The organism is Paenibacillus sp. J31R34 (assembly GCF_059383715.1).
In genome coordinates, this window is the sequence record NZ_JBXENU010000002.1 from 344,257 (window position 1) to 359,541 (window position 15,285).

Annotated in this window: 12 protein-coding genes; 1 reads left to right on the forward strand and 11 read right to left on the reverse strand. The window is 47.5% G+C overall.

The features are described 5' to 3' along the window. Positions 1-42: 42 nt before the first annotated feature. From cas8c to AC50YG_RS07030, 7 genes are all read right to left on the reverse strand, one after another. The gene (gene cas8c, locus AC50YG_RS07000; protein ID WP_494825735.1) at positions 43-1,983 is read right to left on the reverse strand and encodes a type I-C CRISPR-associated protein Cas8c/Csd1; all 1,941 of its coding nucleotides are present in this window, start codon (positions 1,981-1,983) and stop codon (positions 43-45) included. Beyond that, a complete protein-coding gene (gene cas5c, locus AC50YG_RS07005) occupies positions 1,980-2,702 on the reverse strand; it encodes a type I-C CRISPR-associated protein Cas5c (RefSeq protein WP_494825737.1) in 723 nt (240 codons plus the stop codon). The genes cas8c and cas5c overlap by 4 nt, the downstream gene beginning before the upstream one ends. A gap of 727 nt (positions 2,703-3,429) precedes the next feature. Then, positions 3,430-5,901, reverse strand: a complete 2,472-nt coding sequence (gene cas3, locus AC50YG_RS07010; protein ID WP_494825738.1) for a CRISPR-associated helicase Cas3' — start codon at positions 5,899-5,901, stop codon at positions 3,430-3,432. A 218-nt stretch (positions 5,902-6,119) separates the two neighbouring features. Next, positions 6,120-6,644, reverse strand: coding sequence for a DUF6933 domain-containing protein (locus AC50YG_RS07015; protein WP_494825739.1), 525 nt, complete (start codon positions 6,642-6,644; stop codon positions 6,120-6,122). A 371-nt stretch (positions 6,645-7,015) separates the two neighbouring features. Further along, entirely contained in the window at positions 7,016-8,017 is a 1,002-nt protein-coding gene (locus AC50YG_RS07020) for a FecCD family ABC transporter permease (protein ID WP_473758975.1), read from the reverse strand. After that, complete coding sequence (locus AC50YG_RS07025; protein ID WP_494825740.1) at positions 8,010-9,020, reverse strand: FecCD family ABC transporter permease; 1,011 nt, start codon at positions 9,018-9,020, stop codon at positions 8,010-8,012. Before AC50YG_RS07025 ends, AC50YG_RS07020 begins: the two co-directional genes overlap by 8 nt. 82 nt (positions 9,021-9,102) lie before the next feature. Then, positions 9,103-11,067 (reverse strand): ABC transporter substrate-binding protein, encoded by a 1,965-nt coding sequence (locus AC50YG_RS07030; protein ID WP_494825741.1) that lies wholly within the window; start codon positions 11,065-11,067, stop codon positions 9,103-9,105. Between the two features lie 215 nt (positions 11,068-11,282). Here AC50YG_RS07030 and AC50YG_RS07035 point away from each other — a divergent pair, with 215 nt between their 5' ends. Beyond that, positions 11,283-11,510: a helix-hairpin-helix domain-containing protein gene (locus tag AC50YG_RS07035; RefSeq protein WP_494825742.1), complete on the forward strand. Its 228-nt coding sequence runs from the start codon at positions 11,283-11,285 to the stop codon at positions 11,508-11,510. A 367-nt stretch (positions 11,511-11,877) separates the two neighbouring features. On the opposite strand, the gene AC50YG_RS07040 is transcribed toward AC50YG_RS07035, so the two are convergent. The 4 genes from AC50YG_RS07040 to AC50YG_RS07055 form a co-directional block, all read right to left on the reverse strand. After that, positions 11,878-12,357, reverse strand: a complete 480-nt coding sequence (locus tag AC50YG_RS07040) for an SMI1/KNR4 family protein (RefSeq protein ID WP_494825743.1) — start codon at positions 12,355-12,357, stop codon at positions 11,878-11,880. 37 nt (positions 12,358-12,394) lie between these two features. Then, the gene (locus AC50YG_RS07045; protein ID WP_494825744.1) at positions 12,395-12,784 is read right to left on the reverse strand and encodes an iron chaperone; all 390 of its coding nucleotides are present in this window, start codon (positions 12,782-12,784) and stop codon (positions 12,395-12,397) included. Positions 12,785-13,477: 693 nt separating this feature from the next. Then, positions 13,478-13,942, reverse strand: a complete 465-nt coding sequence (locus tag AC50YG_RS07050) for an OsmC family protein (RefSeq protein WP_473758985.1) — start codon at positions 13,940-13,942, stop codon at positions 13,478-13,480. 61 nt (positions 13,943-14,003) lie between these two features. Beyond that, positions 14,004-15,035 (reverse strand): hypothetical protein, encoded by a 1,032-nt coding sequence (locus AC50YG_RS07055; RefSeq protein WP_494825746.1) that lies wholly within the window; start codon positions 15,033-15,035, stop codon positions 14,004-14,006. Between the last annotated feature and the right edge of the window lie 250 nt (positions 15,036-15,285).

Sequence of the window (15,285 nt, forward strand, 5' to 3'; positions counted from 1 at the left end):
CCCTATATGTTTATTAGTAGACTCGTAGATTGCTAGACTTGGCTATTCCTCTGCATCGTCTTGCTCGCTGTCCTGATCGTTATCTTGCTCGCTGTCTTGCCCCTGCGTTGTGTCGCCTTTATCTTTTTTCGTATACAGGTCATGACGCTGGCTGTAAAAACCAAGCAGATACAGCCCGCTAAGCGGAGCATCCGTAAACTCCTCAGGCTTCAGCATCGAGCCCACCTCATCGAGCAGACCATTGTAATATCTCGCATCCGTCCCCATACGCGCCTGATAGGGCTGTAGATTGGACTGAATAATACTCCATGTACGTCCCGGACGCTGGGCAAAAGCGTTCATATATCGGACTGCATTCGTTGCCCGTTTCTCTTCTCTTCCTAATGCACGTCTCTCCAGCACGTCGGCAATCGCCAGCATTCTGCCGAACAGATAATTTCGATCATCCAATTGTTTATTCAGGCTCACTCGGAAGCCCTCCTTCTCTTTTGTCTTGTTGACCAGCGCACAGGCGATGCTTAGCGTTTTCTCCCATTCCCATGGCTCCATGCCTACCGGATTGGAAGCTCGACTAATCGCACTTCGAACAATATCTATTGGGATTGGACGACCATCTACGATGCAGGGCAGCATTCGCTCCAGCAGCCCTTTCACCACTTTGTCACTTGCCCGCGACCCATAAGCGGCAAAAGCAATATCCTTTGTCGCTGGCGCTCCTGTAAAAGCTCTATATTTCTCCTCTTCGTTTTTGCGGTACCTATGACGCCAAAAGCAGGTTTCATGCCAATACTGCAATTGATTCATGAACAGCTCGCGGTTCATATCTCGGTAATAGACAATCGACAGCCGTCCTGGGGTTGCCGCATCAAGCGTCATAATAACGACATTTGATTTATATTCGCCATCGTAACGGAAGCCGCTGAGCGCCTTTCTTACCTCAAGAGCATGTTCCCGATGCGCCATATCTCCAGCCGACGAATCGTCCTCTTCCTCCTTCAGATAGTCAAACAAATCCTCCGCAGGGTCTGGCACCTCAAGCCGATCTGTTCCCCATACGAGAAACACTTTGCCGTCGAGGGTGAAGGATTGCCGATCAATCAGCCATTTCAGCGCATTATGCGCCTTCTGCGATACCTCGTAGCTGACGGAGGCCGCATCCCGACTCGTCCGAAACCGACCACGAAACGTGAAGCCACTTGAGTCATTGGCTGAAATCAGCTTCGTTTTATCACCAGAGTTACGAATACGCGAAGCATGCTTGTCCGCATAAGGAAGCTGCTCGCCTGTCACATAACATAAGTCCGTCTCTGCAAGCTGCTCATTATAAAAATCAATAAAGGACTGCTGAATTTCCCGATCCCGCCATAGCCTTGGCTCGGTATCTCCCGGAATCTGTACAGCGAATCGCACAAAAGCCGAGCTTTGATCAGAGGCAATCACTTTGAAAATAGCTGGCTTCTCCTTGCTCTCATCGCCTTCCTCCTGCACCCATTTATCCAGCAGCTTGCCTTGCATGTCTGTCCATAGCACCTTATACTCTACTAAATCCGCTATCAGCGTGCCTTTCTGCAAATATTGATAAACACTTTCCACCTTGCGATTGGAATAAGCAGATGTACACCATGCACGCAGCTGTTCCAAATAATCTGCATGTGGCGTATGCTTCTTCACTTCGCCAACATATTGCTCATAGTCGCCAGCAACATACATAAGCTTATCGAACAACGGATAGGGAACGGGTGCGCTTGTCCGGCTTGCCGCAGCCTCGGTGCAAGGAATGATCGTGCTTCCTTCTTCCTTCTCAATCACCTTCGCTCTTAAAAATTCGCCCTTCCCATTCAAAATCACCTCAATATGCGCACTTTGTGTCGTATGTGAAATCGGGATAAGCGCATATTCACGGCCATTTCTTTTCTTCTCAAAATTCCCTATCGCATCCGTATGGTTATCATAGGTTTTGCTCAAATTTGCGAGCCAGCTCATGCCTTCTCCCCCTCTGCAAATAGCTCTTCATGCAGGTGGTCGACAGACTCCATATTTTCGGAGCCGAAAACTTTTGCAACACCTTCGCCTGTTTTGCGAGTCAGTTCGCAAGCTTCTGGACGAATGAAGCGGATAATGCCGTGCTCCATCTTGACTGGCCACAGCCTTGTCTCCCTCTCCGGCCTGCCTGTTTCATCTGGATAGCTGATGCCATGCACCATATGACCAAAGTCTACTTCTGGCACCTCGTCATAAAAGCCCTTGCCTTCGTTAAAATCGCAAGGCTCCACATACCCCTGGCATTCACGCACCCCGAGAAAAATATCCCTGCGCCCTCCCGCCTGAACCGATCGTTTGGCGATATTGTGATGCTTATTTTCGTTGCGGTCATAGACGAGATCCTCCCGATGAGGATTAAAATCGAAATAGGCGCGAACCCGATATTTGACATCCTTCAAGTAAGTATAATAAGCAAGCGTATTGCCGCCATTATACTCAATGGGACGAATACCCTTGGACTCCGTCTGAATGACGTTCATGATACGAACCTCGTGGATGTACCAAATAATTGTAGGCTTCCAGTATATCGATTCCACAATCCCTTTCAGAGCTTGATAAGTAGGAACCTGATAGCTGAACTTCTCTCCTCCGATTTTGGTCAACGGGTCTGTGAAAAGCGCGTAGTTGCCGGATACTTCGAATTCAATTTGGTTACGCATCTTGTACTCTCCTTTCTGATAGCTTTAAAAAAGTTACCAATTATTATATATAGTAAAAAATCTTAGCTTCGTGAAGACCTGTTTCAACCGCCCGCAGCCTTCACGAAGCCTCGAGTTCATTTAATTAATGACAGAAATTCACAAGTTACGCCTTACTACTATTAACAACGCTTACTTAATTTCTTGCCGATAAGCTTTCTCCACAGACTTGTTCGTAGACTTTTCGCCATGCTTTAATCCCGCTAACCCTATATCCAGTTGCAGAACTATAACGGGTAAGCCTGGCATCATTTAAAAATGCTGTCTCCATTACTACGGTAAGTATTTCGCGAAAAATGGAAGTTTCAGCATCAACTAGAGAATTTGATATTAAGACTCCTTCTCTTTGTTGTAGCCCTGGCAGTTCTCTTCTGCGATTATCTGCTATATTTACTCACCTCCTCATTGGACGAAAAGTCGGCTTAAACCATTACCCTTAAACACCTTCTTATGGTTTTATAATTTGAATGGAAAACACACTTAAATATTACCTCAAATTACCATGTTAATCAATATTTTTTCATATGATTGTTTGCAAAAAGTATCCTGTGCTACACTACAATTACATCTTTGAAAATAACCGCTTTAGCAGTTGGAAGTTGTCACTTTTAAAAGTGTGGATTGAAATTTATGTTTTTGTATTTGTATTTGTATTTGAAAACCCACCCGTAGGTGGGTTTTTCACTTTTCATCCAATGATCGCTGACGACCATTCCCCTTCGCCACCCGTCTCCACACCAAACTGCTCAGAATAGGCTGTTTCCCTCAATGCCAGCACCTCGCCATGCAGCAGATATTGAACATCACCATTTTTTTCAAGCTGCCTAAACTCATTCTCATAAATATTGACAACATAAGGCTGAAGCTTACGCAGTAGCACGCCCAGTTCTCCTGCCTTCAGCTCGCCGTTCAAGTCAAGAATCAGCTCTCTGGCTTCTTCGTTATAAGGAACCAGCACCGTTCTTGCCACCTGGCTAATGACTTCAAAATATTGCTCAGCCGTAGCTAGAGCCGAGAAGCTAATCAACTCAGGTAGCTTCCCATGCTTCCCTTTATATCCAGCAGCAAATTTATCGTTTTGCTCCAGCAGCTCAAAAATATTTTCATCAAGCTTCTCTACGTGGTACTGCATCTTATTTTCAATTAAGTCATAGTAGTATTTAAAATAAGCCTGCATCGCCGCCTTCGACAGCAGCTCTCCACCATACTTATTCGGATCTTCCTTCATATCGTCCAATATGCGCTGTGTCTGCTCCGCACCGATGCTAATTTCCTTCAAATGCGTCAGCACCTCATCCGCAGACTTAATAATATACACATTCCGTATGGCATCCTTCCCATGACGATTGCATCTACCCGCTGCTTGTGCAATGGAGTCAAGCCCTGCAAGGGAACGAACGACACATTCAAAGCTAATGTTGACGCCTGCTTCAATAAGCTGCGTGCTGACGCAAATGACCCGTTCCTTTTTTTTCGAAGCGAGTGCTTTCACCAGCTTTTCAAGCACATCCTTGCGATGCGCAGCGCACATATTCGTGCTGAGATGAAACAGCCTGGCATCACAGTCCCCTGACCTCTGACGCTCCTCCAGCTCAGCGAACAGCTTGCGTACTGCCGACTTCGTATTCAAAATCACCAGCGTACTGTCGATCTCATCCATCCTGTCCAGCACAAAATCCGCCAGCTCCTCCGCCTTCCAGCCGCTCGGAGTCGTTCGATCTACAACCTCCACCCGCTTAAAGCTCCGACCTACTTCATCCAGATTTTCGATCATTTCAGCATCTTCTTGCAAATGTAGCCGATGCTTCACTCCATCCAGAGCAGGCTGCGTCGCCGTACAAAGCAGCAGGCTGGAGCGTCCAAATGCATGTAGAAAATTCAATGCCGCGTTAAACAAAGAAATACACTTAATCGGTACAGACTGCACCTCGTCGAAAATAATGACCGCATTCGTAAGGTGATGCAGCCTCCGTACATTCCGCGTGCCCTTCGCATAAAACGTATTCAGAAACTGGACCATCGTTGTAAAAATAATCGGGCGATCCCACGTATCTTTCGCCAGCTTGATTTTCTTGCGCCGGACATCATAGGCCTCGGCTTCAGCTGGATTTTCAGGCGGATCAGGCTCCTCAATGACATTCGAATGATGCTCCAAAATCATATCGTTCTCCTGCAAAATATCCCTAATTTCTTGCGCGTTCTGCTCAATTATGGTCGTGTATGGAACAATATAGATAATTCGCTGCTTCCCTGTCTCGATCGCGTGCTTTAGCGCGTAACGCAGGCTCGCCAGCGTCTTGCCGCCTCCTGTAGGAATCGACAACGTATAAATACCTGACGGGCGCAGCGCAAAAGCATCACATTGCAGCGACATTTCCCGTCTCAGTCGGTTAATCGGATGGTCGGCGTCCTCCGCTTCGTCCATTTCGCCAAGCTTCCTCATTAAAGCGTCGTAGCTTCTCTTAAAAAATGGACCATAATCCTCTGCTTGCTCCGTAGCTTCCTCCTCTTCAAACTGCCGCGAATTGGTCCGGTCCGCCTCAATCAGGCAGCTGAAAATATATTTGATTAGCAGCGAACAGGTAATCCTGGGCAGCTTATATCTCCGCATAACCGCAATGAGCTGTTCAAGCTCGGCAGCAGCCTTGGCAAAATACGAATCCAGTTCAGCCTCGGTGTGCTGCTCGAAAAAAACCGCATTGGCTTGCTCATAGCCCTGCTCGATATCTACTTCCTTCTTCTCATCCACTCTTTTGAGGAATGGAGACGTTTTGCTCGGATCAATAAAATCCCGCAGTCCCTGATGATGGGAAATAATACAGTTGGCGATCCATTCTGCCGCCATTTTATCCGTATTTTTCGTGCTTTTCTTATGGTACCTGCGATAGACCAGTCTTCCGCCCGCAGACGAATGATCGACAGAGCCTCTTTTCGGCGCCCTCGCATCCTCATCCTTCGCCGCCGCTACTGCAAGCTGGATATAATTTTTAAAGGCAGTCGTATTTTTACCTAGGTCATGAAGCCAACCTGCCAGTCCCGCCAGATGACTGGCTCCAATCTTGCCTCCAAGCTGCTCGCAGCCTTCCTTTACTTCCTTCAAATGGTCTTTGACCGTTTGAATTTTGCCGTCTTTTTCACGAATATGTGCAATATAGTCCATAGCGCCTCCCGAACTAGATTTGAATACCCATTCATCACCCAAAATAGGGTAGAAAGTCATAGAACGTACATTCGACAACATCCAACATATTCCTTCATTTCCATTTAAGTTTCGTATAAAATAGATCATTTTCTTTCTTTTTCACGCAAGAAGACCACCCCTAAAGGAGTGGCCTTCTGTTCCAAAAAATATGCAATTTACAAATCCTCATTAAAAATCTAGAGCTTTCGACTATTCAGCGCCGCCAGCATCGTTTCACCCGAATAAGCCAAGGGCAATTTCAACATAGGCACTTTGTTAATTCTGCGGTTCAATTTGTTGAACCACTGGGCAGGTAATTCTCCCGTTTCATCCATTTGATACTGGTGCATATGCTTGATGATCAGGATCATGTCGTTTATTTGACTAATAATGCTGCGGTCACTCGTCTTCGTAAAGCTGAATGCATCAGTACTTTGCATATAGCGTTCTATAACCTGCTTGTCCGCTTTATCAGCAAGCAAATTTTCAGTGATGCTCTCGACTACAAGCTCATGGAATCGTTTGAAATCCTGCTTTTTCAAGCCATGCAGCACAAAGTTATATCGGGTCTCATTATTCATAACCAACACGCATTTCTTGCGATTCAGCAAAAACAGATGAGCATGCCAGCCAAATAGCGGATCTCCCGCCGTCGGCACTGCCACAAAATCCATCATTCCAAGCTCGCTCTCGAGCTTTTTCGTACATTGCAACGTCAGCATTGCTTCATCTCCCTGATACAAATCTTTAAATTCAGCATAGCCCCGCAGCCAAAAAAGCGCAAGCTGCCTCGAAGCTAGTTGAATCTGAAAGTGAAAGCAGGCCGTTCCAGTTGCTGATTTTTTTGAAGGACTGAGGTTCCGCTATGCTGGTTTTTGAGCCCATTTCAGGGCATAAGCGGACAGGAAAGCCGTTATCACCTTCATCCACCTGTCAGAATAGCATTGTGCAGCGCATTAACGTCTCCTGAGTCCGCGGCCAATACGATAACCCATGCTTCGGTTAGACTAGCGGCTCCTGTGTCCGGCAAAATGCCAGGCCCGAAGCTGCCTTTCGGTGCTCAAGTGCCTGCATGACAATCTTATCCGGATGGCTAAACACCAGCCTTGCGCTTAAACAGCAAATACATAAAAAACGGAGCCCCGACTCCTGCCGTGAATACCCCTGCGGGAATATCAAGCGGCATAAACAGCATGCGCCCTGCCAAATCGGCAAGCAGCAAAACAATAGCGCCCAGCAGCGCAGACACCGGGATGACCATTGCATACGAATGCCCCGCAAGTCTCCTAGCCATATGAGGCGCAAGCAGCCCGATAAAAGAGATCGTTCCGGCAATGCCGACAGCCGCCCCGGCCAGAGCCACACTAAAGAACAGCAGCAGCAAGCGGCTTAGCTGAAGCCGGCTTCCCAAGCCGCGCGCGACGTCCTCGCCCAAGGCTTGCACATTCAATTCCTTGGCAAAAAGCAGCGCCAAAGGAATAAACACAACGACCCACGGCCATAGCGCTTTAATATACGACCAGTTCGTCCCGTAAATACTGCCCGTCATCCAGTTCAGCACCTGCGCCGCCAAATAAGCGGGACCGCTAATGAGCAGAAACATCGTAAGAGCGCTCATCGCCGTCGATATGCCGATGCCGATCAGCACGAGCCGCAGCGTGGAGACGCCTTTTTTCCAGGCCAAACCGTAGTTCAGAGCCGCCGCCACAAAAGCGCCCAAAATCGCAATAACCGGAACGAAGTGGATGCTGTAGCCGGTGAACAACGTCATAAAGCCGACCACTGCAACAGAGGCCCCGCCCGTTACGCCAAGCAAATCCGGCGATGCCAGCGAATTGCGAATGACGCCTTGTAGCAAGGAGCCTGCTACCGCTAACGCTGCACCAATGAGCAAGGCGGCTAAAATGCGAGGCAATCGAAACTGCATAATAATTAAATCGCTGTCCTCCGTATTGCGGCCCAGCAGCGACAGCAGCACTTCTTTAACCGGAATAGCGACGCTGCCCAGCGATAAGCATAAAATACTTAAACCAACGAGAATGAGGCTTAACGTAAGCAAAATCAAAATATTTTTCCCTGTGCGCTGCTTAGGCATATTTCTTCCTCCTCGCCACATGAATCAGGAACGGCACGCCAATAAGCGCCGTTGCAACGCCTACTGGAACCTCCTTCGGCAGGAGCACGAATCTGGACAGCAGATCGGCCGCCACCAGCAGCAAAGCCCCGGCGACTGCACAGTAGGGAAGCAGCCAGCGGTGATCATTTCCAACCAGCGCCCGGCATAAATGAGGAATAACCAGACCGATGAAAGCAATCGGCCCCGCAGCAGAAACGGCACTGCCGGCAAGCAGCACGACAGCCACCGTGCACAGAAGGCGGATCAGCATCAGACGCTGCCCGAGCCCCTTCGCATTATCGTCTCCGAGTGCCATCACATTCAAGGAGCCCGAGAGCAGGAACGCGAGCAGCAGCCCGGCGATTATGTACGGTAGCACCATCACAAGATGGTTCAGCTCCCTTCCTGACACCGAGCCGATCATCCAGAACAACGCCGATTCAAGCGACTGCTTATTGATTAAAATAAGGCCCGAGGTAACCGAGCTCGCAAATGCCGCTACACAAGCTCCCGCTAAGGTGAGCCGAATCGGCTCAAAGCCTCCTCTTCCCTGCATGCCAAGCGCATAGACGAACACAGCTGTGACCGCCGCTCCTATAAAAGCAAGTCCAATCATATGGTTCATCGTCAGCGACGAGCCGAACAAGGCAAGCCCAACAACAATAAACAGCACCGCACCGGAATTAATGCCGAAAATCGACGGCGACGCAAGCGGATTGCGCGTCAGCACCTGCATAATAGCGCCAGCCACCGCAAGGCTCGCTCCTACTACCGCCGCAATAAGCGTACGAGGCACGCGGGTATGAGTCAAAATTAGATGCTCGTTCGAGCCATCGAACTGGCTGTAGGCGAGCCACAATTCTTTTAAGCCAAATTGCTGGAGCCCAAACAGTACGCTCGCTAGCATGCAAATAAGCAAAATAACGACTCCTGCTGCGAGAACAGCAAGCTTGCTGCCTGGTCTCTCCATCCACTTAGACATCGCTTTTCCTCCTGTCTTTCCTCAATAAAAGAAGCCGACGCCAATAAAAATGACGTCAGCCTGCTCATTTGTTTCAGTCTCTTTATTGAATGTCGAAATATTTTACAATTTCATCCAGCAGTAGATTAGCCGCCTTGAAGCCTCCGGCTGTATTCCAAATCGCCTCATCTACTTGAACGACTTTGTTATTTTTCACTACATCAAGGTTTTTGAACAGCGGATCATTCATCCACTCTTCCACTACTTTAGCCGCATCCGTCTTTCCTGCCGCTTCTGTTACAAAGTAGAACAATACGTCCCCGTCCATCTTCGGAATGCTTTCTTTGGACATCACTTCAATAAAGGAATCCACATCCTGTGATTCTGGACGAGCAAAGCCGAGCTGTTCAAGAAGCACACCAGAGAACGTCTGCTTCTGGTAAATGCGCACTTGGGAAGCCGAGAAGCGGGCCACGGACACTTTCGTTGCCGCTTTATCGCCAATTTTCGCTTTTACCTCAGCGACGCGCTTATCAAATTCCTCCATCGCTTTGTCGCCTTCATCCTGTTTATTCACCGCTTGAATATACAGCTTGAAGTTAATTTTCCAATCGCCAGCCAGATCCTCGGCAAATACTGTAGGTGCAATCTGGTTCAGCTGCTCATAAATTTTCTCTTGTCTTACCTTGTTCCCGATAATTAAATCCGGCTTCAGGCTGGCAATCAGCTCGATGTTCGGCTGCAATTCATCGCCTACAACCGTCACATCCGCCATTTCATCTTTAATATGCTTGTACCACGGATCGCCGACCCACGATTGAACCGCGCCCACCGGCTTAATGCCTACCGCAAGCAGCGCCTCTGTTCCTTCATTCGTCAAAATAACGACGCGCTCCGGCGTTCCCGTCAAGGTCACTTCGCCCATCGCATGCTTGATGACGCGGGAAGCATCTGCTGTAGCCGTATCGGTAGCGGCTGGCGTCGAAGCTGCCGCATTGCTGCTTGGTGAAGCCGAACTCGTATTTGTCGTCGCGTTCGTGCTGGATGTGCCTGCTCCGCAAGCGCTAAGCAGCAGTGTAAAGCAAATAAGCACCGCTGCCATCATGGATATTTTTGATTCTCTGTACATAAATAAAGGCCCCTCTTCCTTGTAGTGAGAATGATTTTCATAACCATACTCACTATACCGTTTGAGCCTCCGCGGGACAAGGGCATATCTTGAACCGGGTACAGGATTATTTTGAACCTTCGCTTTGTATTGCCCCAGCGACATGCCGGTATGCTTTTTGAAAATGCGATTAAAATAGCTGTCGTCCGGAAAGCCGACGCTTTCGGCTATTTCCTGCAGCGTCGCCTCCGTTCCAAGCAGCAGCTCCTTCGCCTTGCCGATGCGCAGCGCAATCAAATAGTCGATCGGACTTTGTCCAATCGCCTGCTTGAACTTGCGGGACAAATAGCTGACGCTGCAATCCAGCAGCTCAGCAAGCTCATCCAGAGCTATGCGCTTCGCGTAATGCTCCTGCATGTAGCGAATGGCTTGCGAGACGTAGTCCGCTTTTTGCACATGGATGTCTTGATTGGAAAGCTGCTGAAATAATTCATGGATAAATTGGTAAAACAGCGTCTTAATATATAGTTGATCCAGCACGTTCGGATGCTGCCATTCCCGCTCCATGCGTTGTATTTTATCGAGCAAAGCAATGGGCTGACGGGAAACAAAGCTGTATTGCAGCTGAAACGGATTATGCTGCTCCATCAGCTGAACTAGCTCCTGACGGCTCGGCAGCGGCAGAACCGCTTTGTACAAAATCAGGTAATATTCCAACAAATCATCTGGCACAATGTCCAGACACATGCCTTTCCCGCCATGCAGCACATGAAAACGCTCCACCAGCACCGTCTTGCCATCCAGCCGCACTTCAGCATTTCCACGAGTCGTGTACAGAAAAGCGCTCGCCGGAAGACGATAAGAACGCAGCTCCTCTCCTCGCTCCATCATCGTATGCCGCACGTCCATCACGCGAATGGAGGCCTGGTTCCACAGCAATATATGCTCACTCTGATTCACCGTGCCCTATCCTTCCTTTCCTCATGCTGCTAGTATGCACCCATGTCGATCCACATCGATTGTTCTTGTCCTTCTATTATAAGTGATAATGATTCTCATATACAATGGTTGATTGTGAAATCGTACGAATGGCTCATCGGAAGGGAGGAAATCTTAAAGGCTTTCCCGAATGTTAGGTATCAAGGAAAGCCTACATTTTATAAGGAGTGATCTACGTGGAATCATCCAATCTGTTGCCTGATCAAGAGAAGGCAAGCGATTTGCCCAATGTCGGTAAACCTGCAACACGCGCATTCACCGCAGCAGGATACTTGCAGCTGGAGCAATTCACTAAACTTACCGAGGCCGAGGTGCTGAAGCTGCACGGGGTAGGACCTAAAGCAATAAGGATCATCCGGGAAGCTCTCGCCGCCAAAGGACAATCCTTCGCTGAACAAGCGTAAACGGCCGATAGCCGTCCTCTGGCGGTAAAGCTAACGTTTCGCGGTGAAATATAAGCGCAGTATAAGGGGGAAACTTATACTCCGCTTATATTTTAAAAAACTAATAGCTGCTGTTACAGATAGGTTAGGAGCGCTCGTCGATTAGCTTCTCAAGAAACGGGGCGAACGATTGCGCGTAGACTTCGACATCTCCACCGTGGCAGTCCTCGCGCATGACCTCGCCTTCGTTCTCCCCGTCCTAAGCCGTCATATCAAAAAATAAGCTTCACCCGCATCCGGCGCATAAATATAAAGCCTGCCCTGTGGAATCCATTCCTGTTCTCGATTTAATCGGTGGTTATATAGGAGATCGCTATCGGATATATCTTTAAACCTCAAGCTTCAACGCAGCATGAAACATCTCGAAATTTTCACACAAGACGGATAGATTACCTTCCATCACTTCTTCGACCGTTATGTTCTCGCTTTGCGCCTCCGACTCCGCATCCTCTAAACAAAGAGCCATTTCATGATCGATATATAAAAGGGCAGGATTCTCATCGGACTCGCGATAATCAAAAACAAGCCAGTCTCCGCTGCTGATGCTCCAAGCGAATGGAATTAATTTGCGCGGCTGAAGAACAACCTCTGCGATCGCTTCGAGATTTTCAGGATAGGAGGCATCCAGCTTAATAAAACGAATGCCCCAAGCCGTATAGCCGTTAAAATCGACGAGGTCATATTCTGTATTAGGATTAGCGGCTTGCCTCTCATCCGTTGTCAGAAAAGCCTTATACGCTGCTGGAAAAGTAAGCTTTAGCGATTGTTCAATATCATGAATGTCCGATAGCTGCTGTGAAAGATCCATCTCGTTAGTTGCCCCCGATTTTTCGGCGTTCAGCCATTTATTTTTTCTTGCTGTGCTTCTCTTGTGCTTTTTTGATATTCTCAGCCACTCTAAATGCAACGATTCTGCCGATTAGTTCATAAGGAAGTGGCTTGTCCAAAGGAAACTGAACAGAGCCCTTTGCCCCTTTATACACGGACAATTCCTCTTTGAAAGCTTCAATGCCTCTCGGAGCAGGATAAAACCCAATATGGTTTTTGTACGCCGCAAAATGCACCAAATTGCCATGCAGCGCAAACGTCGGCATTTGGTAGCTGATTTTCTCCGTCGCTTCCGGTGCCGCCTCTTTGATGACCTTCCTCATCTCCTGCAGCAGCGCTTGAATTTCTTGCGAATGACCCGCGATATATTCATCGATGGTTTCAAAAGTCGTTTGCTTATCGTCCATAATTAAGCTCCTTTCCATTCATTAATTCAAAAATCCGTTCAATTTACAAGGAAGGTACTAAAGGGATCGCTTTGTTGTTGCAATGGATATACGTATACAATAAATTATACTATTAAAATCATTTTTTTCATCAGCAATTAGACCTTAAACAGGGACATAGGTCCATATGTATGTGAGCTAAATTCATGCTCTTCGTTTCAGGAGGGTGCTCCCTGTACAAGCATATACTTGGTGGACACAGCAACCGTTATTTCGATAGAATCACGGGTTATGGCACAGGCTGCGGACTCAGGAGACGCTAATGCGCTGATATTAGCCATTTTGACAGGTTGAGGAGGACAATAGCGGATTTCCTGTCCGCGTGCGACCTGAAATCCGGGAAAAAGCCTGAATAGCGGAATCTGTGTCCTTCAAAAATAGGAGGGTGCCTTCAGAGCTGCGTGCTTTCAGCCACAGTACTCGCAACAACAGCACGCACAGCAAACGTACTCACAGCAGCCACAGTAAAATTGTTTCCAGTCGCTATCGCATGCTGCGTTTCTCAAACCTCGGATCATTAGACGAGATTGGTCTAGAATAAGCGCTAGGCAATTAGCAGCGATCTGGCTCCGGCTTGCACACAGCCTAGAAAAAAACCGCGATCTCATAAGAGACCACGGGCTTTATTCTTTTCACAAAAACAGCGTAAACAGCTTACAGCGCAGCCGACTCGGTATTTTCAATAATAATCTGTTCTAATTTCATATGAACCGGGTTAGCAATCGTATCCCCTACTGGGCATTTGCTCTCCAAAAATCGAACGAAGGCATCCACCTTCTCCTTAGGCGAATCCGTTTTGATTTTAAACGTATAACGGATGTCGGAATAGCCCGGGCGAACCTCGCTTTTATTGAAAAAACCATCGAGATCCAGGTCGCCTTCAACCTCAACTTGGAAATCGTCAAGCTTTACATCAAACTTGGGAGCATAAACCCGGGCCACAATAGACTGGCATGCGCCTAATGAGGCAAGCAGCGCTTCTACAGGATTCATCCCCGTATCCGTTCCTCCGAGACTCTTCGGCTCATCTATCGTCAATTCGAACTGTCTCGCTGTCGCTTTGACTTTAACCCCATCCTGTAAATGCGCTGTTGCCTTAAACGTTTGAACATTAGCCATCGTTAAGTCTCCTTATGTAGAAAATATTTTCAGTCCATTTTAATTCCGTTCCTCATCCATTCTAAACTCGCACCCAATCTGCTTTTGGAAAATAGCTCCTGCAAGCTAGCATTTCATCATGCAGGCGGTTCAGAACCTCTTGTTCCTGCTCTTTAATCCGGTTCAGATTATTGTTAATGGAATGAATAATATCATGGTTGCTGGTCTGTCTATATTTCATAAAGGCTACCCGCCCAAGATTAACGTCCCGCTCGATTGGCTCATAGCCAGCTAACAGCGTTTCGTCCTTGATGTAGCCTTGAACCAGCATATATTCGATTTTAGCACGCATGCACTTCTTATGCTCCCACAAAATATGCAGCGGCCGGCCATCGGGCGCACGGGTTCCTTCGGTTACCTTTACTTGCTCCTCCGCAATGTATCGGTATACATCCATGCCGAACGCCAGATTGCTTTCGGTGTGGAACATGGTTTTCAGACGATTCGTAGCGCTGAGATAATCTTCAAGAAAATAGATAACGGCGTCTGCCGAGAACACATACTTGTGATCGGTGGCACGGTATAGGCAAATTCGTGTCTTGTATTCTTCGTAATTGCCGTATTCGTCATAAAAGGCCGCATTGTTGAATGCGTTCTCATAATCATCATAGGAAACGGAGAACGTCTGATATTTGCCGTCTACGAAATTAGTCACCAGATAGCTCTGCGCCTCGCTATCGTAACCGCTAATCAACAGATCATGCGTAAAATTCCTCACGCCAAAAAAATCACTGTAGGGCATATAATACTCATTGATGAAAGAGAGAACATGATAGCCTTGTTCAAGACTCGTGTGAATAAAACGGTGGATGTCCGTTAAGGAAATGAGGAGTGAACGGGATATCGCCTGGGTCTCCCGCAGCGGGCAATTGTCCAATTGATAGAAATTCACCGGACAGGCTAGCTCTACGAAATCTTTTGCACAAAATAATTGGGTGTAATAGCTGTGCAGCCACGGTTGGAAGCTTTCGGAATGTCCAATAATACCGAACAAATACGCGTGGTGCAAATAGCCATAAATAGGTGAATCAGCTAGCGGCAGATGAATTTTCATTGAAACATATCTCCCTTATTCACATTGTATAAATCACCCAATATTGGTAGAGTCGAAGCTATTATCCCACTCCTATTTGATGCTGTCAATTGGCAAGATTAATACAACGTTGTTGTTTGAACTTCCGAAAACAAAGTTATCAAACGGGATTAATATGAATTCTATCATTTCCAAGATTTCACTGTCAATATAATTTCTATTATGCTGCCCTTTCCATAAAAAAACATTGGTAGGACAACGCCCTCCAATG